This is a genomic window from Kocuria sp. LUK (genome assembly GCF_021012935.1).
Lineage (GTDB): Bacteria > Actinomycetota > Actinomycetes > Actinomycetales > Micrococcaceae > Kocuria > Kocuria flava.
In genome coordinates this window covers 119,204-137,850 of the sequence record NZ_JAJMZI010000002.1, presented here as the reverse complement: position 1 = coordinate 137,850, position 18,647 = coordinate 119,204, and the positions used below count along the sequence as shown (strand labels likewise).

Sequence of the window (18,647 nt, the reverse complement as noted above, 5' to 3'; positions counted from 1 at the left end):
TCCGCCCCGCAACCACCGCTGCCCCTGGAGCATCGACCCCTCGGGCAGCACCGCCCCGAGCACTCCGGCTCCTGGTGCACCCCGACCCGGGACCACCCCGCTCCGGGAGCACCCCGCCCGGGCCCCTCGCCGAGGCCCCGGGCCGACCGACCCGACACAGACGAACAGAAGAAGAGACATGGCACACCTGCTGTACCGACTCGGGCGCTTCGCCGCCCGCCGCGCCTGGGCCGTGGTCGCGGCCTGGGCTGCGGTCCTGCTCCTCGCCGGCGGGGCCTTCGCGGCCTTCGGCGGCCAGCTGACCAACGCCATCACCGTGCCCGGCACCGAGACCCAGCGCCTCGCCGACCGGCTGCAGACCGAGCTGCCCGACGCCGGGCACGGCACGGGCCGGATCGTGTTCACCACCGAGGACGGCGAGCCCTTCACCGCCGCGCAGCGCGCGCAGGTCGGCGACGCCCTCGCCGCGGCCGAGGAGTCCCCGGGCGTCGACGCCGTGCTCGACCCCTTCACCGCGCAGGAGCAGCGGGAGGACCAGCGGCAGCAGCTCGAGGACGGGCGCGCCCGGGCCGCCGAGGGGCAGGAGCGGCTGGAAGCGGCCGAGGAGACCCTCGACGAGGGGCAGGCCGAGCTCGACGACGCCCGTGAGCAGGCCGAGCGCGCCGGTGCCCTGGACCGGGTGGAGGACCGCCTCGACGAGCAGCAGGAGACCCTCGACGAGGGCCGTGCCGAGCTCGAGCGCAACCGTGAGCAGCTCGCCGCGGGCCTGCCCGAGCTGGACCGGGGCGAGCGGCTGCTCGCCCTGGCCGAGGAGACCCGCACGGTCTCCCGGGACGGCACCGCGGCCATGGCCGTGGTCACCTTCACCGAGGAGCAGCAGGCGGTCACCGCCGAGGACAAGCAGGCGCTGCAGGACGCCGTCGACGGCGCCGAGCTCGACGGCGTGCAGGTGGACTACTCCCTGGAGATCGCCCAGGACATCTCCCAGCTCTTCGGCCCGGCCGAGGTCATCGGCGTGGTCATCGCCGGGATCGTGCTGCTGTTCATGCTCGGCACCCTCGTGGCCGCGGGCCTGCCCATCCTCATGGCGCTCACCGGCGTGGCGATCGGCGCCCTCGGCGTGCTGTCCTTCTCCGGGGCCGTGGACATGATGTCGGTGACCCCGATGCTGGGCGTGATGCTCGGGCTGGCCGTGGGCATCGACTACTCCCTGTTCATCCTCAACCGCCACCGCCAGCAGCTGCTGGCCGGCACCGGGCTGCACCGCTCGATCGGGCTGGCCACCGGCACCTCCGGCAACGCCGTGGTCTTCGCGGGCCTGACCGTGATCATCGCCCTGGCCGCGCTCAACGTCACCGGCATCCCCTTCCTGGGCGTGATGGGCACCGCCGCCGCGGTCTGCGTGGCCGTGGCCGTGCTCATCGCCGTGACCCTCACCCCCGCGCTGCTGTCGCTGGTCGGGCAGCGCCTGCTCTCCGCGCGGGCGCGGGCCCGGGCGGCCCGGCGCCCCGCGCACCTGGGCGAGCCCCGTCCCGGGGTGGCCACCCGCCACCCGGTGGTCACGCTCGTGGTCGGTGTGCTCGCCCTCGTGCTCGTCGCGCTGCCGGCGGCCTCGATGCGCCTGGGCCTGCCGGACGCCTCCTCCGAGCCGGAGGACTCCACCCAGTACCGCACCTACCAGGTCATCGAGGAGAAGTTCGGCGCCGGCGCCAACGGCCCGCTGCTCGTGGTCGCCGACCTGCCCGAGGGCACGGACGCGGACGAGGCCGCCGCGCTGCAGGTGGACGTGGGCGAGGCGCTCATGGCCGAGGACGACGTCGTCTCCGTGGTCCCGGCCGGGCTCTCGGAGGACAGCGGGACCGTGGTGTTCCAGGTGGTGCCCGCCGACGGCCCCGCCGCCGAGTCCACCGAGCAGCTGGTCAACGACCTGCGGGCCCTGTCCCCGCAGCTGGAGGACGAGCAGGGCGTGCGGATCGGGGTCACCGGTCAGACCGGCGGCAACATCGACGTCTCCCAGCTGCTGGCCGACGCGCTGCCGCTGTACCTGACCGTGGTGATCGGGCTCTCGCTCGTGCTGCTGGTGCTGGTCTTCCGCTCCGTGCTCGTGCCGGTCGTGGCCACCGCCGGGTTCATGCTCTCCCTCTTCGCGGCCTTCGGCGCGGTCGTGGCGATCTACCAGTGGGGCTGGCTCGGCGGGCTCTTCGGCGTGCACGCGCCGGGGCCGGTGCTGAGCTTCCTGCCGACCATCCTCGTGGGCGTGCTCTTCGGCCTGGCCATGGACTACCAGCTGTTCCTGGTCTCGGGGATGCGCGAGGCCTTCGTGCACGGGCGCTCCGCCCGCGCCGCCGTCCAGGAGGGGCTCACCGCGGGCCGGGCCGTGGTCACGGCCGCGGCGATCATCATGATCTCCGTGTTCGCCGGCTTCGTCTTCTCCCACATGGCGATGATCCGGCCCATGGGCTTCGGCCTCGCCTTCGGGGTGCTCGTCGACGCCTTCGTGGTGCGCATGATGCTGATCCCCGCGACCATGCACCTGCTCGGGGACCGGGCGTGGTGGCTGCCGCGCTGGCTGGACCGGATCCTGCCGGACGTCGACGTCGAGGGCGAGTCCCTGCGCCGCGAGGCGGGGGAGCCGGCCGCGGGGGACGATCCGGCCGGGGACGGCCCGGGCGGGACCGCCGACGGCTGGGGCGGCACCGGGCCCGGCCCGGACGCCGAGCCCGAGCTGGTCGGCGCCGGGCGCCGGGACTGAGCGCACCGGGCTCCCCTCCCGACGACGGCGCGCCCGCCACCCGGCAGCAGGTGGCGGGCGCGCCGTCGTCGTCGCGGGGTGGACTCAGCCGATGCCGTTCGTCTGCAGCCACATCTCCAGCAGGCCCAGCTGCCACAGCACGTTCGAGCGCAGCGGCGTGTGGTGCGTGTTGGGGTCCGCGAGCAGGGACTCCACGACCTCGGAGTTGTACAGCCCGCGCCGCACCGCCGCCGGGTCGGTCAGGGCCGCCTCGACCCGGTCGAGCGTGCCGCCCTCGAGGGTGCGGATCGCCGGGACGGGGAAGTAGCCCTTCTTCCGGTCGATCACCTCGTCCGGGACGATCCCGCGCGCCGCGCGCTTGAGCACGCCCTTGCCGCCGTCGGCGAGCTTGAGCTCCGGCGGGATGCGCCCGGCGAACTCCACGAGCTCGTGGTCGAGGAACGGCACGCGCGCCTCGAGGCCCCAGGCCATGGTCATGTTGTCCACGCGCTTGACCGGGTCGTCCACGAGCATGACCGTCGAGTCGGTGCGCAGCGCCGCGTCCACCGCGGTCTCGGCGCCGGGGCGGCCGAAGTGGCGCTCGATGAACGCGGTCGGGGCGTCGTGGGTGGCCATCCACTCGGGGGAGAGCACCTTCGCGAGCCGCGACCACGGCCGGTCGAAGAACGCGTCCGCGTAGGTCTGCCGGGCGTCGTCGCGGGCCACGTCGGCCAGCGGCGGGTACCAGTGGTAGCCGCCGAGGACCTCGTCGGCGCCCTGGCCGGACTGGACGACCTTGACGTGCTGGGAGACCTCCTCGCTGAGCAGGTAGAACGCCACGCAGTCGTGGCTGATCATCGGCTCGCTCATCGCCGCGACGGTGCGGTCGATCGCGGGCACCAGGCGGGCGTCGTCGATCGCGATCTGGTGGTGGTCGGTGCCGAAGCGGCGGGCCACGAGGGAGGAGAACTCGAACTCGTCCCCGGCCTCCTCGCCGCGGGACTCGAAGCCGATGCTGAAGGTCCGCAGGTCCTCCTGCCCGCTCTCCGCCAGGAGGGCGACGACGAGGCTGGAGTCGATCCCGCCGGACAGCAGCACGCCCACGGGCACGTCCGCGACCATGCGCCGCTTCACCGCGGTGCGCAGCTTCTCGACGAGCCCGTCCTGCCAGTCCCGCTCGGACCACCCGGAGCGGTCCTCGTCGCGGGTGAACTGCGGGTTCCAGTACTCGAGGTCGGAGGCCGAGCCGTCCGGCTCGATCGTGCGCACGGTGGCCGGCGGCATCTTGCGCACGCCCTTGAGGATCGTGCGCGGGGCCGGGACCACCGAGTGGAACGTGAGGTAGTAGGACAGGGCGGTGCGGTCGATCGAGGTGTCGACGTCCCCGGCCGCCAGCAGCGCCTGGACCGTCGAGGCGAAGCGCAGCCGTTCCCGGGAGTGGTCGACGTACATCGGCTTGATGCCCAGCCGGTCGCGGGCCAGCACCGTGCGCCCGCTGGTGTGCTCGGTGATCGCGAAGGCGAACATGCCGTGGAAGTGGTAGACGCACTCCCGGCCCCAGCGGTGGTAGGCCTTCAGCGCGACCTCGGTGTCCGAGGTCGAGAAGAACTCGTAGCCCATCCCGCGCAGCTCCTCGCGCAGCCGGCGGTAGTTGTAGATCATCCCGTTGAACACGATCGACAGCCCCAGCCGGGAGTCGACCATCGGCTGCCCGCCGGAGGGACTGAGGTCGACGATCTTCAGCCGGCAGTGGCCCATCGCCACCGGCCCCTGGGCCCACGCCCCGGAGCCGTCCGGGCCGCGGCCCGACTGGGCGCAGGTCATCCGGTGGATCGTGCCGGGGTCGGCGGCCCGGCCGTCGAAGCGGAGCTCACCGGCGATGCCGCACATCAGCGCTCACCCCCGTTCCCGGGCAGGGAGGAGGGGTGGGGTTCTCCACGGGGTGTCAGCATCCTTCCAGTCTAGGGGCCGGGCGTGACGGGCACGTCACAGTCGGGTCCCGGGCCGGTTCAGGCGGCCTCGAGGGCGAGCAGCGCCGCCTTGGCCTCGAGGCCGCCGACGTAGCCGCCGGGACTGCCGTCGGCGCGCAGCACCCGGTGGCACGGGACGACCACGGGCAGCGGGTTCGTGGCGCACGCCGTGCCCACGGCCCGGCTCGCCCCCGGCCGGCCCAGCGCGCGGGCCAGCTCCCCGTAGCTCGTGGTGCGCCCGTAGCCGATCCCGGGCAGGCGCTCCTGGACGAGCCGGCGGAAGCCGTGGGAGAGGGAGCGGTCCAGGGGCAGGTCGAAGGCCGTGCGCTCCCCGGCGAAGTACTCGCGCAGCTGCGCCGCGGCCGGTGCCAGGGCCTCGGGGGCGGTGAGGACGCGCGGGCCGAGGCGGTCGGCCAGCTCCTGCAGCACCCGGTCGTGGTCCTCGCGGGCGTAGGCGACCCGCACGAGTCCGCGGGGCGTGGCCGCGAGCAGCAGCGGCCCGACCGGGGAGTCCACGGTCGTGACGGCCACGTCCAGCAGGTCCTCCGCGGCGGCCCGCCGCTCGAGGCGCCGGTGCATCCGGGCCAGCACCGCCGCGTCCGGGACGTCCTCCGGCACGAGGGTGCCCGGGAGCGGCGGGTCCCCGGTGCCCGGGGCGTCGTGGTGGGGGTGCGTGCTCATGTCCTCGTCTCCTCCTGCGCGCCCCGGGGTGCGGGACGCTCGGTCCAGGTGCCCGCCAGCGTGCGGCGGAGGGTGGCCAGCCCGTCGGCGGCGGCCCGCCGGGCGGCTTCCGGGGTGCCGCCGAGGATCCCGGCGACCTCCCGGTAGGAGAGCCCGCCCAGGTGGCGGTAGGCGAGGACCCGCCGCTGCTTCTCCGGCAGGGCCGCCACCGCCGCCCACAGCGCGGCGGCGTCCTCGGGCTCCGCCGCGGCCGGGGCGGGCCGCTCGGGCAGCGTGTCGACCGGCACGGCCGCGCGGCCGCGGGCCCGCACGACGTCGAGGGCCTTGCGGTGGGCGATCGTCACCAGCCACGCCTGCACGTTCGCCGAGGCCGGCAGCTCCGGCCAGGCGCGCAGGGCCGCCAGGAACGTCTCCGACCACGCGTCCTCGGCGTCGGCGGGACCGGGCAGCACGGCCCGGCACACCCGCCACACCGTCGCGCCGTGGCGGGCCACCACCGTCTCGAAGGGCTCTTTGGTCTCCATCACCGGGAAGACGCCGCGGCGGGCCCGAACGTGAGGTGCCCCCGCCGGCCGGGGACGGGGCTCACGCCCCGGGGGCCGGGCCCAGCAGGTCCTCGATCACCGGGCCGGCCTGCCGGAACCAGGGCCGGGAGGCCTCGAAGCCGTCCCAGCCGTCGGTGAGCACGACGACGACGTGCTCCCGCCCGCCGGTGCGCAGCAGCCCGGCGTCGTGGGAGACGTCCTCGAGCAGGCCCGTCTTGTGCGCGAACTCCGTGCCCGTGGACAGCCCCGAGGACAGGGCGTAGTCGAGGTGCTGGTCGCGCAGCAGGCCCAGGAACAGCTCGGTCGAGGCCGGGGAGAGCAGCCGGCCGCGGCGCAGCCGCTCGAGCAGGTCGGCGACGTCGTCCGGGGTGGTGGTCATGGCCACGACCCCGTCCTCGCCGGTGCCCGGGTCGAAGGTCGTCGTGGTGAAGCCGTGCGCCCGGGCGGAGTCCTCGAGCGCGTCCCACCCCAGCTGCCCGCCGAGGGCGGCCCCGGAGGCGTTGTCCGACCACGTGATCATCGCGTCGAGGGCCTGCGCCACGGTCAGGGCGGTGCCGGGGACGGGGTCCGTCAGGGCCGCCTCGCCGCGGTCCACCCGCTCGAGCACGGCGTGGGCGACGAAGAGCTTGTACAGGCTCGCGCTCGTGAAGGACCGCTCGGCGGCGCGGGTGACGACCGGCCGCCCGTCCGGGTCCAGGACCACCAGGCCCAGTTCGCCGGGCACCCCGGCGGCGAGGTCCTCGACCGCCGCCTCGTGGCCGGGGTCCGCCGCCGTCACCGCGGTGTCCGCGGTCCGCAGGGAGCTCACGCCCGGCTCGGCCGCGCACCCGCCGAGCAGCAGCAGCGCCAGGACCGTCAGGGCCATGGCCGCCCGGCCGGGGTGGAGGGGCCGGGGCGGGCGCGGGCGTCGTCGTGCGGGCACGGGGCGGCTCCGATCGGGGGCGGGGGCGGGCTCGCCCTCCACCCTGCTCCGCCGGGGGCGGGCCCGCCAGCCGCCGATGTGGGGACAGCGGGCGCGGCGCCGCGCTCAGCCGGGCACCCCGTAGCGGTGCTCGGGGCGGCCCGTGCTGCCGTAGCGCAGGTGCATCTCGACCACGCCCTCGTCCACGAGCGCGGAGAGGTAGCGCTGGGCGGTCGCCCGTGAGACGCCCACCTGCTCGGCGACCGCCGCGGCGGAGTGCTGGCCGCCCGCCGCGAGCGCCTGGAGCACCGCGGTCTCGGTGGCCGAGCGGGTGCGGCTGGGTCCGGCGGCCTGGGGCAGGCGCAGCGTGCGCACGGCCCGCTCGATCGTGTCCTGGTCGACCGTGCGGTCCCCGGCGAGCATCCGCCGGTACCGGGCGTAGGCGCGCAGCCGCTGGGCGAGCTCCTCGGCGCCGAAGGGCTTGAGGAGGTAGCCGACCGCGCCGCGGCGCAGCGCCCGGCGCACGGCCGAGGCCTCGGCGGCGGCGGTGAGCACGAGGACGTCGACGTCGAGGCTGCGCATGAGGTCCAGGCCCAGGGCATCGGGCAGGTAGACGTCGAGGAGCACGAGGTCGGGGTGCTGGGTGCGCACGGCCCGCAGGGCCGCCTCGGCGGTGCCGACCGGGCGCAGGGCGGTGAAGCCCGGGACGGCGTCGACGTAGCCGGCGTGCAGCTTGGCCACGTGGAAGTCGTCGTCGACGATCAGCACGCGCAGGTCCTCGCTCATTCCGCCCCCGGGTCCTGGGTCCGGGCCGCGGCCGCGGCCCCGTCGGCATGGTAGCCGGACGCCCCGTCCCCGTTCCCGCCCCCGGGCTCCGGGGGTGCGACGGTGCCGGGCAGGCGGGCGCAGAACACGGCGCCGGGCCCGCCGGGGCGGCCGGGGTCGGCCAGCCACACGGACCCGCCGCGGGCCTCGGCCAGGCGGCGGCACAGGAACAGCCCGAGGCCCTGCCCGTGGGCGTCCAGCGGAGCGGCGGCGGCGGTGGAGAAGCCCTCCTCGAAGACCTGCTCGGGGTGGGCGGTGCCGTCCCCCGAGTCGGCGACCACCAGGTGCAGGGTGCCGCCGGCGTCCGTGCGCTCGTCGAGGGCCTCGACCTCGACCCAGCGCCCGGGGGCGGAGCCGTGCACGGCGGCGCGCACCGCGTTGTCGACGAGGTTGCCCAGCACGGTGGCGACGTCGTGGGGGTCCGCGACCCGTCCGCGGACGAGGGTCTCGGGGCCGATCCGCAGCTGCACGCCCCGCTCGGCGGCCTCGACGGCCTTGGCGCCCACGAAGGCCTGCAGGAACGGGTCGCCGAGGGCCTCGGTCTGCTCGGCGGGGAAGCGCTCGGGGTCGGCGGCCAGCAGCCCGCCCACGTACTCCTCGGCCTCGTCGTGGCGGCCGGTGCTCAGCAGCCCGAAGACGGTGTGCAGCCGGTTGGCGAACTCGTGGCGCTGGGCCCGCAGCGCCCCGGTCATGGCGCTGACGGCCTCGAGCTGCTTGGTGAGGTCCTGCAGCTGGGTGCGGTCGCGCACCGTCACGACCGTGCCCAGGTCCGGGGCGCCGGGGCCGGTCCCGCGCACGGCGCGGGCGGAGAGGATCAGCACGCGGGTGCCCACGACCTCCTCCACGGCGGGGGTCTCGGCGTGCGGGGCGGCGGAGGCCTCGGCCGCGAGCCGCACCACGACGGTCGGTAGCCCGGCCCGCGCGAGCGGGGTGCCGGCGAGCTCGGCCGCGGGGTCGAGGCCCAGCAGGGTGCGGGCCTCGGCGTTGACCACGGTGAGCCGCCCGTCGGCGGCGACCCCGACCACGCCGTCGTCGACCCCGCGCAGCACCGCCTCCTGGTCGAGGACGAGCTCGGTGATCTCCTCGGGCTCCAGGCCCAGGGTGAGCCGGCGCAGCCGGCGGCTCAGCAGCCAGGACGCGGCCGCGCCCACGGCGAGGGCCACGGCGGCGGTGAGGACGATCAGCTCGACGTCGTCGCGCAGGTTCTCGCGGATGCCGCGCACGCCGAAGCCCACGCTGACCTGCCCCACGACCGTCTCGGCGCCGGGGGCGCGCACCGGGACCTTGGCGCGGGCGGAGAGCCCGAGGGTGCCGCGCTCCTGGTCGGTGGCCTCCACGCCCTCGCGGGCCGCGACGGGGTCGGTGCTCACGGGCAGCCCGATCAGGTCCCGGTCGGGGTGGGTCAGGCGGGTGCCCTCGCCGTCGGTGACCACCACGAACAGCGCCCCGGTGCGCTCGCGCACCGCCTCGGCGTGGGCCGGCAGCGGGCCGCGGGCCAGCTCCTCCGGGGGCGTGCCCGCGGCGTCGGCGGCGTCGAGGCGGGCGACCTCCGCGCGCACGGCGTCGGCGGCGGCGACCGTGCGGGCGACGGCGAGGGCCCGCTGCTCGGCCTCCTCGCCCGCGAGCTGGTAGGTCAGCCAGGCGTGCACCCCGGTGGTCACGAGCACGGCGAGCAGCACGGTCGCCAGCTGCAGCAGCAGGGTCTGGCGGCCGAAGTCCAGGGCCGGGCGGCGCCGTGGGTGCATCCTCGCCTCCTCGGCGCGCAGGGCGCCGGACAGCGGACGGGCCGCCCGCGTGCGGGGCACGCGGGCGGCCGTCGTCGTGGTGGTCCGGACCACTCTAGTGGGGGTGGTGCGCGGGGCCCAGGGCGCTCACACGTCCTGGCGGGCGCGGTTGACGATCTTCGAGCGCACCGTCAGGGCGATCACGACCAGCAGCAGGCCGTAGAGCACCAGCGGGATGGGGCCGGTGACGAAGACCGTGTAGTCGCCGTTGGAGGACAGCAGCCCGTCGCGCAGGCTGGTCTCGGCCAGCGGCCCCAGGACCATGCCGATCAGCAGCGGGGCCACCGGCACGCCGTGGCGGCGCATCATGAAGCCCAGCAGGCCGAGGGCCAGCAGCAGGAGCAGGTCGAAGACCGCCCCGGAGGTCGCGTAGATGCCCAGGCCGCAGAACACCACGATCCCGGCGTAGAGGTACTGGCTGGGGATCAGCAGCAGCTTCGCCCAGTGCCGGGCGAAGGGCAGGTTGATCACGAGCAGCACGACCATCGCGATGAAGAAGCTGGCCAGCAGCGCCCACACGAGGTCCGGGGCCCGGTCGAACAGCAGCGGGCCCGGCTGCAGGCCGTACTGCTGGAAGGCTGCGAGCATGATCGCCGCGGTCGCCGAGACGGGCAGGCCCAGGGCCAGCAGCGCGCCCATGGCGGTGCCGGTGGTGGCGTTGCCGGCGGCCTCCGGGGCGGCGAGGCCGCGGATGGCGCCCTTGCCGAACATGGGGTTCGGGCGGCGGCGGTCGATGCGGCGCTCGACGTCGTAGGCCATGAACGTGGGCACCTCGGCCCCGCCCACGGGCACCACGCCGAAGGGCAGGCCGATCGCGGTGCCGCGGATCCAGGCCGGGGCGGCCTCCTTGAGCTCCGCGCGGGAGAGGAACGGGCGGCCCGAGAACGTGAACCGGTGCGCGGCCGGGTCGCGGCGGATCCGGGAGGCCACGTGCAGCACCTCGCCGAGGGCCAGCACGGCCACGGAGACCGTCACCAGGGAGATCCCGTCGAAGAGGTTCGGGGAGCCGGCGGTGAAGCGCTCCGAGCCGGAGATCGCGTCGATGCCGATCGTGGCGATGCCCAGGCCCAGCACGAGGGAGAGCAGGCCCTTGACCGCGGAGTCGGAGACCACGGAGGAGGTCGCCACGAAGGCGAACAGCGCCAGGGCGAAGTACTCGGCGGGGCCGAAGTTCGCCGAGAAGTCCGCCAGCCGCGGGGCGAGGAAGACGACGACGACGGAGGCGATCATCCCGCCCACGAACGCGCCGATCGCCGCGGTGGCCAGGGCCTGCGGGGCCCGGCCGTCCTTGGCCATCCGGTGCCCCTCGAACGTGGAGGCGATCGCCGAGCCCTGCCCGGGGGTGTTCATGAGGATGGCCATCGTCGAGTCGCCGAACAGCCCGCCGAAGTAGACCCCGGCGAAGAGGATGAACGCGGCGGTCGGGTCCAGCGCGAAGGTCATGGGCAGCAGCAGGGCCACCGCCATCGAGGAGCCCAGGCCGGGCAGCACGCCCACGGCGGTGCCGAGCAGGCAGCCCACCACGACCCAGACGAGGTTCATGGGGGTCAGTGCGCCGGCGAAACCCTCCGCCAGCAGATTCAGTGCGTCCATCTCAGAGACCGCCTCCCAGGATGCCGGACGGGAGGGTGAGGTCCAGACCGACGGCGAATGCCAGGTAGATCGCGCTGCTCACGAACAGGGCGAGCACGAGGTCGAACAGGGGCCGGCGGCTGCCGAACCCGCGGGCCACGGCCCAGAAGAGCAGGGCGGCGGCGAGGATCCAGCCGAGCAGCTCGAGGGTCAGGGCGAAGACGAGGAAACCGCCCGCGCCCCAGGCCACGGCGGCCCAGTCGGAGTGGGTGCGCCACGAGCGCCCGGAGAGCTCCTCGGGGTGCTCGGGGGTGCGCAGGTAGTGCAGCGCCAGCAGCGCCGAGAGCACGTACCCGGCCACGACGAGCAGCAGCGGGTAGAACGCGGGGCCCGGGAAGTCGGTGCCCTCGGGGATCTCCATGGTGAGGGCCCCGACGAGCAGGTAGGTGCTGAAGCCGGCGGTGACCGCCGGGACCACCAGGCCGCTGCGCCCGGCCCACCACGACGGCGGGGACGGGGGCCCGTCCGGGGTGCGCCGCGGCGGCTGTGCGGGGGCGGGGTGCTCGCCGGCGGTGCCGGCGGGCGAGGACGTGGACGTGCTCATGATCAGTTCAGCTCCTTCACCAGCGCGGCGATGCGCTCCTGCTCCGAGGCCATGAACTCGTCGAACTCCTCGCCCGCGAGCCACACCTCGGTCCACTTGTTGCGCTCGACGGCCTCCTGCCACTCGGGGGTCGCGACCGCCTCCTCGACGAGCGCCCGCAGCTCGGCGAACTCCTCGTCGGTGACCCCGGGCGGGGCCAGCACGGCCCGCCAGTTGGCGAGGTCCACGGCGTAGCCCTGCTCGGTGAGCGTCGGGATCTCGACGCCCTCCAGCGGCTGGGGCGCGGCCATGCCCAGGGCGCGCAGGCGCCCGGCCTCGATCTGGTCGGCCACGTCCATGTACCCGGAGGTCGCCGCGTCGGCGGTGCCGGTGATCAGCGCCTGGGTGGCCTCGCCGCCGCCGGACTTGGGGATGTAGGTCGTCTCGGCGGGCTCGATGCCGGCCTCGAGGGCGAGCTCGGTCATCACCAGCTGGTCGAAGGTGCCGCCGCCGGTCCACGCGACCTCCCCGGGCTCGGCGCGCCAGGCGGCCACCAGCTCGTCGACGGTCCCGTACGGGGAGTCGGCGGGGACCACGACCACGTCGTACTCCTCGACCACGCGGGCGATCGGGCGCACGTCGTCGTGCGTGACCGGCGAGCCGGTCTGCTCCACGCCCGCGACGAGCCCGGCGCCGGTGACCATCAGGGTGTTGGCCTGGCCGTGCATGGTCGAGAGCTTGCCCAGGCCGATCGTCCCGGCGGCGCCGGGGATGTTGACGACCTGGGAGTTGTTGACCAGCCCGTTGGTGCGCATCGCCTGCTGCTGCTCGCGCATGAACGTGTCCCAGCCGCCGCCGGCGCCGGCCGGGGCGATCAGGGTGAGGTTCGCCCGCAGGTCGGAGCCGCCGGACGCGGACTGGATCGAGAAGAAGGACGCCAGGCCGATGACCACGGCGGCGACCACGCCGTAGACCGTCATCGCGACGGGGTGACGTCGCCGCGCCGCGGGCGGCGCCGGGTCGGGGATTGTGCTCACGGGTGCTGTTCGCTTTCCGTCGATCCCGGACGGACCGGGAGGGGATCGTGGACGGGGCTCTGCCGAGCCGCTCCGGACGACCCTAGGTGACCCGCGTCACGTCACCGGGGCTTCTGCTCGCTTTCCCGGCTACTGCTCCTTGTGCGGGTTCTGCGCATTGTGCTCACGCGCGGAACGGCGGATTCCCGGCGCCCGGCCGTAGGGTTGACCTCGCTCGCGGCCGCCGACCCCCGGCGTGCCCGTCCCTGACCGTCCCAGCCGCGGAGGCCCCCATGACCGTCGTCGTCGCCCGTACCAGCACCCCCGAGGGGGAGGCCGCGCTCGCCGCGTCCCTCGAGGAAGCCCGCCGCCGGGCCGAGGACCTGCTCGTGTTCAACCTCGAGGGCGCCCAGCTCGACCCCGAGGGCGCGCAGCTCGAGGGCGTGCCCGTGGCCTTCCGCACCCCCGACGCCCGCAACCGCGACGCCGTGGGCGAGCTGCTCGACGCCGCCGAGGAGGTCGGCGCCTCCGCGATCGTCATCGGCGTGCGGCACCGCAGCCCCGTCGGCAAGCTGCTGCTGGGCTCCGCCGCCCAGCAGGTCCTGCTCGAGGCCAGCGCCCCGGTGATCGCCGTCAAGCCCCGCCGCGCCTGAGGCGTGGCCCCGGCGAGCCCCCGCACGGGCGCGTGGCTGTGGCTGCTCGTCGCCGCCGCCACGCTCTCCCAGACCGCCCTGAACCTGGTCCGGCCCGTCACCACGTACAAGCTCCTCGCCCTGGGGGCCGACGCGGTGACGGTCGGCCTGGTCACCGCCGCCTACGCGGTGCTGCCCCTGGTCACCGCGATGTGGCTGGGGCGCACCACCGACCGCGTGCGCGAGCTGCGCCGGATGGTCGTGGTCGGCGCCGTGGTGCTCGCCCTCGGGGCCCTGGCCCTCGACCTCGCCGCGACCGCCGCGCTCGTGGCCCTGGCCAGCGCCGTGCTGGGCATGGGCCACCTGCTGTTCACCATCGCCGGGCAGGCCGCGATCGCCCGCCACTCCCCGGACGACCAGCTCGACAAGGGCTTCGGCTGGTTCACCGCCGCGTTCTCCGCGGGCCAGCTCGCCGGGCCGCTGCTGGCCGGGCTGCTGCTGGGCACGGGCTCCGCCGTCGCCTCCCCGGAGCGCCTCGCCGACATCCGCACCGCGCTGTGGCTGGGCGCCGGGCTCTCCCTGCTCGCCGTGCCCGTCCTGCTCGTGCGCGCCCGCACGCCGCGGCGGCGCCCCCGGGACGACGACGCCGGTGCCGCGAGCACCGCCGCGGGCGGGCAGCAGCCGGCCGCGGGAGAGGCCGGGACCGTGCCCGCGCCGCTCCCGCGCGCCTCGATGCTGCGGATCCTGCGGGTGCCCGGGGTGCCCTCCCACATGCTCGCGGCCCTGTCCCTGCTCGCGATGCTCGACATCCTCACCGCGTTCCTGCCCCTGGTGGGGGAGCGCGCCGGGGTGCCGCCCGCGTGGATCGGGGCGCTGCTGGCCGTGCGCGGCGGGGCCTCGATCCTCTCCCGCGTGTTCCTGCCGCGGCTCGCCCACCGGTTCTCCCGCCGGTCCCTGCTGCTCGTGAGCCTCTACGGCTCCGGGATCGCCCTCGCCCTGCCGCCGCTGGTCATCACCGTCCCGTGGCTCGCGGCGGTCCTGCTCTTCGCCGGGGGCTTCTGCCTGGGCCTCGGGCAGCCGCTGACCATGACCCTGATCTCGACCTCCGTGCCCGCGTCCTGGCGCGGCTCGGCGCTCGCGGTGCGGCTGGTCGGCAACCGGGTCGGGCAGGTGGCCATGCCGCTGCTGGCCGGGCTGGTCGCGGCACCGCTGGGTCCCGCCGGGGCCATCTGGTCCACGTGCGCGGTGCTCGTGGGCAGCGGGCTCGAGAAGACGCTGCGCCGCCGGTCCTGACCGGTGCGCCCCCGGCGCCGGCGGCTTGTGGTCCATGCACAGCGATGCTTACGGTGACGGCGCAGGCGCGGCCGGGCACCCGGCGCCGGCCCGGCTGCCCGAGGAGGTGGCGGACCGCATGGGCGCGGCAGAACCCCGTGACGAGCTGGTCGCGGCCCTGACCCGGCTGCACGCGATGCTCCTGGAGGAGCCGACGGCTCCCGGGACCCTCGAGCAGCTCACCCGGATCACGCGGCGCGTGGTGCCCGCCGCCGACGCCGCCGGGGTCTCCACGATCGATGCCGACGGCACCACCATCACGACCGCCGCGACCGATCCGGTGGTCGAGACCGCCGACGCGCTGCAGTACGACCTCGAGGAGGGCCCGTGCCTGAGCGCGTGGGCGAGCGCGGGCCTGCAGCGCCTCGACGACACCGCCGCGGACACCCGCTGGCCCGCGTGGTCGGCGGCCGCCCACGACCTGGGGATCCGCTCCGTGCTCAGCGCCCCGCTCGTGCACGGCGGCGAGACCCTCGGCGCGCTGAAGGTCTACGCGCGCGGGCCCGGGGTGTTCAGCGCGGTCGACGAGCACCTGCTGGCCCTCGTGGCCGGCACGGCCGCCGCGCTGCTCGCCGGCGGGCGCCGCCCCACGGCCCCGCCGCTGCTCAGCTCCGCCCTGCACGAGGTGCTGGCCCACCGGCAGCTGGTCGACCGGGCCACCGGCGTGCTCATGGAGCGCCACCGCACCGGCTCCGCCGCCGCCCGGCGGCGGCTCGAGGAGGCCGCGGCGGCCACGGGACGGACCCCGGAGCAGGTCGCGCGTGAGCTCCTCGGCGAGCCCGGGGCGTGATCCCCGCCTCACAGCGGAATCACAGCTTCGGGCTAACCCCGGCACAAGGCACAATGTTCTTCTGTGAACAGACCGGGAGCGCTCCCGGTGCGGCGGGCAGGGGGCCCGCCGGCAGAGGACCCGGGGGACGAGACGCCATGACCGACGACCAGCACCGGACCGCGCCGCAGGCGCCGTGGTCGGGCACGCCCACGACCCCTCCGGCGGTCGAGAGGGACCCGGGCCCGGCCGCGCCCGGCGCCGCGCGGCCCGCCGGTCCGCGCCGGCAGCGCCTGATCGGCATCGACGCCGCCCGCGGCCTCGCCCTGATCGGGATGATCTCCATCCACATCATGCCCATGTGGGACCCGGAGACCTTCGAGCCCACGGCCCAGTGGACGGTCTTCGCCGGTCGCTCCGCGGCGCTGTTCGCGCTGCTGGCCGGCGTGGGCCTGGCCTTCGGCTCGGGCGGGCGCCACCCCCACGGCGGGCGCACGATGACCGCCGACCGGGTCGGGGTGGCCGTGCGCGCCCTGCTGATCGCGCTCATCGGGCTCGCGATCAACCACGTGCTGCCCGGCAACACCCCCGACGACGTGCCGGCGTTCAACATCCTCGTCTACTACGGGGTGTTCTTCCTGCTCGCGATCCCGTTCCTGCACCTGCGCGCCCGGTCCCTGTTCGCGTGGGCGGCCGGGTTCATGGTGGCGGGTCCCGTGCTGCTGCACCTGCTGGGCGAGGCCCCGCTGTCCTCCGAGCGGTACAACCCCACGTTCACCTCGCTGCTCGCCGAGCCCGGCGCCACGCTCGTGCAGCTGCTGCTGACCGGCACCTTCCCGGCCCTGTCCTACATGGCCTACCTGCTCGTGGGCCTGGGCATCGGCCGGCTGGACCTGCACGAGGGCCGGACCCAGGCGCTGCTGCTGGCCTCCGGGGTGATGCTCGCCGCGCTCGCGTGGCTGGTCTCGTGGGTCCTGGTCTTCCAGGCCGGCGGCTACGACGGGATGCTCTTCAGCGAGGACTGGGTCACCCGGGAGGCCATCAACGACACGATGATCTACGGTCCCGACGAGGAGCTGCCCACCGGCAGCTGGTGGTGGCTCGCGATCATCGCCCCCTACACCAGCACCCCGCTGACGCTGCTCTCGGCGACCGGCACGGCCGTGGCCGCGGTGGGCTTCTTCCTGATCCTCGCCCGCGGTATGGGGCAGTGGGTGCTGCCGCTGTCGGCGATGGGCTCGATGACCCTGACCCTCTACTCCCTGCACCTGCTCGCGCTGTCCCTCGAGCTGCACTACGACCAGCCAGCGTGGTTCGTCATCCACGTGGCGGTCGCGGCGGCCCTGGCCCTCGTGTGGCGTCAGCTCTTCGGGCAGGGCCCCCTGGAGCGGGCCGTGGCCGAGGCGGTGCGCGCGGTGCGCCGGCCGGTGCTGGCCCGCGGCACCCGCTGAGCCCGGCTCAGTAGCTGCCCGAGGCGCCGCCGCCGGTGAACCCGCCGCCCCCGCCGAAGGAGGACCCGCCCCCGGAGGAGCCGTCCCCGCCGCCGCTGCCGCCGCCCGAGTACAGCCCCGGGTTGGCGAGGTAGAGCGGCAGCCACACGGCGGGGTTCACCACCGCGTCGTCGCCCCGGTGCGAGTACCGGTACTTCCGGTAGGCCTCGCGCTGGTCGTGGCTCAGCCGCAGGTCCGGGTCGGCGGCCTCGGCGGCGCGCAGCTCCTCGTCGGCGATCCGGCGCCGCCGGCGGGAGTCGGCCACGGCCCACCCCACGAGCAGGACGACGAGCAGGGCGGTCCCGCCGATCACGGCGCCCACGAGCCACCGGTTCGTGGGCTCCGCCACCGGCTCCTCGCCGGCGGCGTGGCGATGGACGAGGTCCACCGTGCGTTCGAGCCCCTGCGCGTAGCGCTCGTCGGCGAAGGCCGGGGCGAGGACGTCGTCGACCACCTCCTGCGCCTCCTCGTCCGTGAAGGTCTCGCGCACGCCGTCGGCGACCTCGATCCGCAGCTCCCGGTCCCCGGTGGCCGCCACGACGAGCACGCCGTTGTCGGCCCCCTCGTCGCCGACGCCCCACGCCCCGGCGACCTCCCGGGACCACTCCTCGATCGGGGCCCCGAGCTCCTCGACGACCACCACGGCCACCCGGGCGGCGTCGGAGGCGGCGCCGCGCCGCTCGATCAGGGCGTTCAGCCGCTGCTCCTCCTGGTCCGTCAGGACGTCGGCGGCGTCGAGCACGCTGCCCTCGGCCGGCGGTGCGGGGACCTCGACCTGCGCGCTCCCGCACCCGGTGAGCACGGCGGCCGCCAGCAGCAGGAGTGCGGCCGGGCGCCGTCGTCGTCCCGTCCCGGCGGTGCGGCCCCCTGGACCGGACGGGACTGCCGGACGGGACGGGGCGCCCGGACGGGTCCGGTCCGGGTGCTCGGAGGGGGCGACCTGATCGCTGCGCATGGCACAGCACGCTAGCCCCCGCGGGTCCCCGGCGGATCCGCCGGAGGAACGATTCCCGGGCGGGGTGCTCAGCCGCGCGCCGGAGCCGCGCCGGGGCGCGGGCGGCGCAGGTAGAGCCGCGCGGCGGTGTCCCACAGCACCGCCGGCAGGTGCTCGGGCGGGACCGTGCGGCGCACGAGCTCGAGGTCCTCGTCGGCGAAGGGCCGGGCGGCGCGGGTGGAGGGCAGGTCGGTGCCGACCACGAGCGCCCCGGGGTCCACGGCGAGCACGGCGGCCATCGCCCGGGCCGGGTCGAGCGCGACCCGGCCGAAGCCGGTGGCCTTGACCACGGCCCCGCGCTCGACGAGGCCGAGCAGGTGCCCCAGCCCGTCCTCGTGCAGGCCGAGGTGGTCGACCACGACCGCCGGCAGGGCGCCGAGGACACCGGCGAGCTCCGGCAGCTCCCGGGCGTCGACGTAGAGCTCGGTGTGCCACCCGGCGACCTCGTGCACCCGGCGGGCCAGCCGGTCCAGCCGCTGCGGGGTCACGGGGCCGCCGCGGCGCAGGTTGACGCGCACGGCGCGCACCCCGGCGGCGTCGAGGGCGAGGATCCGCTCGTCGGCCACGGTCTCCGGCAGCTGGGCCACGCCGACCCACTCCGGGCCCAGGCGCGCGAGGGCGTCGAGCAGCCAGCCCTGGTCGTGGCCCTGGAAGGACCCCGCCACGACCGCGCCGCCGGCGATCCCCAGCCCGGCCGTGCGCCGCCGGTACTGCTCGAGCGTGAACGGCTCCGGCACCCACCCCTGGTTCGGCACGAGCGGGTGGGCGGGGTCGATCACGTGCAGGTGGGCGTCGAAGACGCGCTGCGCGCTCACCGGTCGG

The 18,647-nt window shown here is 75.8% G+C and carries 16 protein-coding genes; 5 read left to right on the top strand and 11 right to left on the bottom strand.

What is annotated here, in order from left to right:
• Nucleotides 1–178 precede the first annotated feature (178 nt).
• On the top strand, nt 179–2,752 hold the full coding sequence (locus LQU92_RS03440; protein ID WP_230661033.1) for an MMPL family transporter: 2,574 nt from the start codon (nt 179–181) through the stop codon (nt 2,750–2,752).
• An 84-nt stretch (nt 2,753–2,836) separates the two neighbouring features.
• Here the strand turns inward: LQU92_RS03440 and LQU92_RS03435 are convergent, their stop codons facing one another.
• The 9 genes from LQU92_RS03435 to LQU92_RS03395 all read right to left on the bottom strand — a co-directional run bounded on the left by LQU92_RS03435 (nt 2,837) and on the right by LQU92_RS03395 (nt 12,572).
• Nucleotides 2,837–4,621 carry an N-acetylglutaminylglutamine amidotransferase gene (locus LQU92_RS03435; protein WP_230661016.1) on the bottom strand — a complete coding sequence of 595 codons (1,785 nt, stop codon included), beginning with the start codon at nt 4,619–4,621 and terminating at the stop codon, nt 2,837–2,839.
• Between the two features lie 119 nt (nt 4,622–4,740).
• On the bottom strand, nt 4,741–5,382 hold the full coding sequence (locus LQU92_RS03430) for a methylated-DNA--[protein]-cysteine S-methyltransferase (RefSeq protein ID WP_374229627.1): 642 nt from the start codon (nt 5,380–5,382) through the stop codon (nt 4,741–4,743).
• Nucleotides 5,379–5,906: an RNA polymerase sigma factor gene (locus LQU92_RS03425; protein ID WP_230778635.1), complete on the bottom strand. Its 528-nt coding sequence runs from the start codon at nt 5,904–5,906 to the stop codon at nt 5,379–5,381. The genes LQU92_RS03430 and LQU92_RS03425 overlap by 4 nt, the downstream gene beginning before the upstream one ends.
• 61 nt (nt 5,907–5,967) lie before the next feature.
• Entirely contained in the window at nt 5,968–6,849 is an 882-nt protein-coding gene (locus LQU92_RS03420; RefSeq protein ID WP_230661000.1) for a serine hydrolase, read from the bottom strand.
• Nucleotides 6,850–6,954: 105 nt separating this feature from the next.
• Nucleotides 6,955–7,614 (bottom strand): response regulator, encoded by a 660-nt coding sequence (locus LQU92_RS03415; RefSeq protein WP_058857495.1) that lies wholly within the window; start codon nt 7,612–7,614, stop codon nt 6,955–6,957.
• Nucleotides 7,611–9,398 carry an ATP-binding protein gene (locus LQU92_RS03410; protein ID WP_230660996.1) on the bottom strand — a complete coding sequence of 596 codons (1,788 nt, stop codon included), beginning with the start codon at nt 9,396–9,398 and terminating at the stop codon, nt 7,611–7,613. Before LQU92_RS03410 ends, LQU92_RS03415 begins: the two co-directional genes overlap by 4 nt.
• A 126-nt stretch (nt 9,399–9,524) precedes the next feature.
• A complete protein-coding gene (locus LQU92_RS03405) occupies nt 9,525–11,030 on the bottom strand; it encodes a tripartite tricarboxylate transporter permease (RefSeq protein ID WP_230660989.1) in 1,506 nt (501 codons plus the stop codon).
• A gap of 1 nt (nt 11,031) precedes the next feature.
• Nucleotides 11,032–11,613: a tripartite tricarboxylate transporter TctB family protein gene (locus tag LQU92_RS03400; RefSeq protein WP_101851338.1), complete on the bottom strand. Its 582-nt coding sequence runs from the start codon at nt 11,611–11,613 to the stop codon at nt 11,032–11,034.
• A 2-nt stretch (nt 11,614–11,615) separates the two neighbouring features.
• Complete coding sequence (locus LQU92_RS03395) at nt 11,616–12,572, bottom strand: tripartite tricarboxylate transporter substrate binding protein (RefSeq protein WP_230778632.1); 957 nt, start codon at nt 12,570–12,572, stop codon at nt 11,616–11,618.
• Nucleotides 12,573–12,901: 329 nt separating this feature from the next.
• On the opposite strand from LQU92_RS03395, the gene LQU92_RS03390 reads away from it, so the two are divergent.
• From LQU92_RS03390 to LQU92_RS03375, 4 genes are all read left to right on the top strand, one after another.
• Nucleotides 12,902–13,261, top strand: a complete 360-nt coding sequence (locus LQU92_RS03390; protein ID WP_101851340.1) for a universal stress protein — start codon at nt 12,902–12,904, stop codon at nt 13,259–13,261.
• 3 nt (nt 13,262–13,264) lie between these two features.
• On the top strand, nt 13,265–14,533 hold the full coding sequence (locus LQU92_RS03385; RefSeq protein ID WP_230660981.1) for an MFS transporter: 1,269 nt from the start codon (nt 13,265–13,267) through the stop codon (nt 14,531–14,533).
• Nucleotides 14,534–14,651: 118 nt separating this feature from the next.
• A complete protein-coding gene (locus LQU92_RS03380; protein WP_162628954.1) occupies nt 14,652–15,362 on the top strand; it encodes a GAF and ANTAR domain-containing protein in 711 nt (236 codons plus the stop codon).
• Nucleotides 15,363–15,499: 137 nt separating this feature from the next.
• A complete protein-coding gene (locus tag LQU92_RS03375) occupies nt 15,500–16,792 on the top strand; it encodes a heparan-alpha-glucosaminide N-acetyltransferase domain-containing protein (RefSeq protein ID WP_230660978.1) in 1,293 nt (430 codons plus the stop codon).
• Between the two features lie 7 nt (nt 16,793–16,799).
• Here LQU92_RS03375 and LQU92_RS03370 read toward each other — a convergent pair whose 3' ends face one another.
• Nucleotides 16,800–17,786, bottom strand: coding sequence for a YgcG family protein (locus tag LQU92_RS03370; protein ID WP_230660975.1), 987 nt, complete (start codon nt 17,784–17,786; stop codon nt 16,800–16,802).
• Between the two features lie 68 nt (nt 17,787–17,854).
• Nucleotides 17,855–18,640: an amidohydrolase gene (locus LQU92_RS03365; RefSeq protein WP_230660973.1), complete on the bottom strand. Its 786-nt coding sequence runs from the start codon at nt 18,638–18,640 to the stop codon at nt 17,855–17,857.
• Nucleotides 18,641–18,647: the final 7 nt, after the last annotated feature.

What these genes read in the sequence shown, in the direction of transcription:
- LQU92_RS03440 (WP_230661033.1), top strand. Translation starts at nt 179, where the DNA reads ATGGCACACCTGCTGTACCGACTCGGGCGCTTCGCCGCCCGCCGCGCC.
- LQU92_RS03435 (WP_230661016.1), bottom strand. Translation starts at nt 4,621, where the DNA reads ATGTGCGGCATCGCCGGTGAGCTCCGCTTCGACGGCCGGGCCGCCGAC.
- LQU92_RS03430 (WP_374229627.1), bottom strand. Translation starts at nt 5,382, where the DNA reads ATGAGCACGCACCCCCACCACGACGCCCCGGGCACCGGGGACCCGCCG.
- LQU92_RS03425 (WP_230778635.1), bottom strand. Translation starts at nt 5,906, where the DNA reads ATGGAGACCAAAGAGCCCTTCGAGACGGTGGTGGCCCGCCACGGCGCG.
- LQU92_RS03415 (WP_058857495.1), bottom strand. Translation starts at nt 7,614, where the DNA reads ATGAGCGAGGACCTGCGCGTGCTGATCGTCGACGACGACTTCCACGTG.
- LQU92_RS03410 (WP_230660996.1), bottom strand. Translation starts at nt 9,398, where the DNA reads ATGCACCCACGGCGCCGCCCGGCCCTGGACTTCGGCCGCCAGACCCTG.
- LQU92_RS03405 (WP_230660989.1), bottom strand. Translation starts at nt 11,030, where the DNA reads ATGGACGCACTGAATCTGCTGGCGGAGGGTTTCGCCGGCGCACTGACC.
- LQU92_RS03400 (WP_101851338.1), bottom strand. Translation starts at nt 11,613, where the DNA reads ATGAGCACGTCCACGTCCTCGCCCGCCGGCACCGCCGGCGAGCACCCC.
- LQU92_RS03395 (WP_230778632.1), bottom strand. Translation starts at nt 12,572, where the DNA reads ATGACGGTCTACGGCGTGGTCGCCGCCGTGGTCATCGGCCTGGCGTCC.
- LQU92_RS03390 (WP_101851340.1), top strand. Translation starts at nt 12,902, where the DNA reads ATGACCGTCGTCGTCGCCCGTACCAGCACCCCCGAGGGGGAGGCCGCG.
- LQU92_RS03380 (WP_162628954.1), top strand. Translation starts at nt 14,652, where the DNA reads ATGGGCGCGGCAGAACCCCGTGACGAGCTGGTCGCGGCCCTGACCCGG.
- LQU92_RS03375 (WP_230660978.1), top strand. Translation starts at nt 15,500, where the DNA reads ATGACCGACGACCAGCACCGGACCGCGCCGCAGGCGCCGTGGTCGGGC.
- LQU92_RS03370 (WP_230660975.1), bottom strand. Translation starts at nt 17,786, where the DNA reads ATGCGCAGCGATCAGGTCGCCCCCTCCGAGCACCCGGACCGGACCCGT.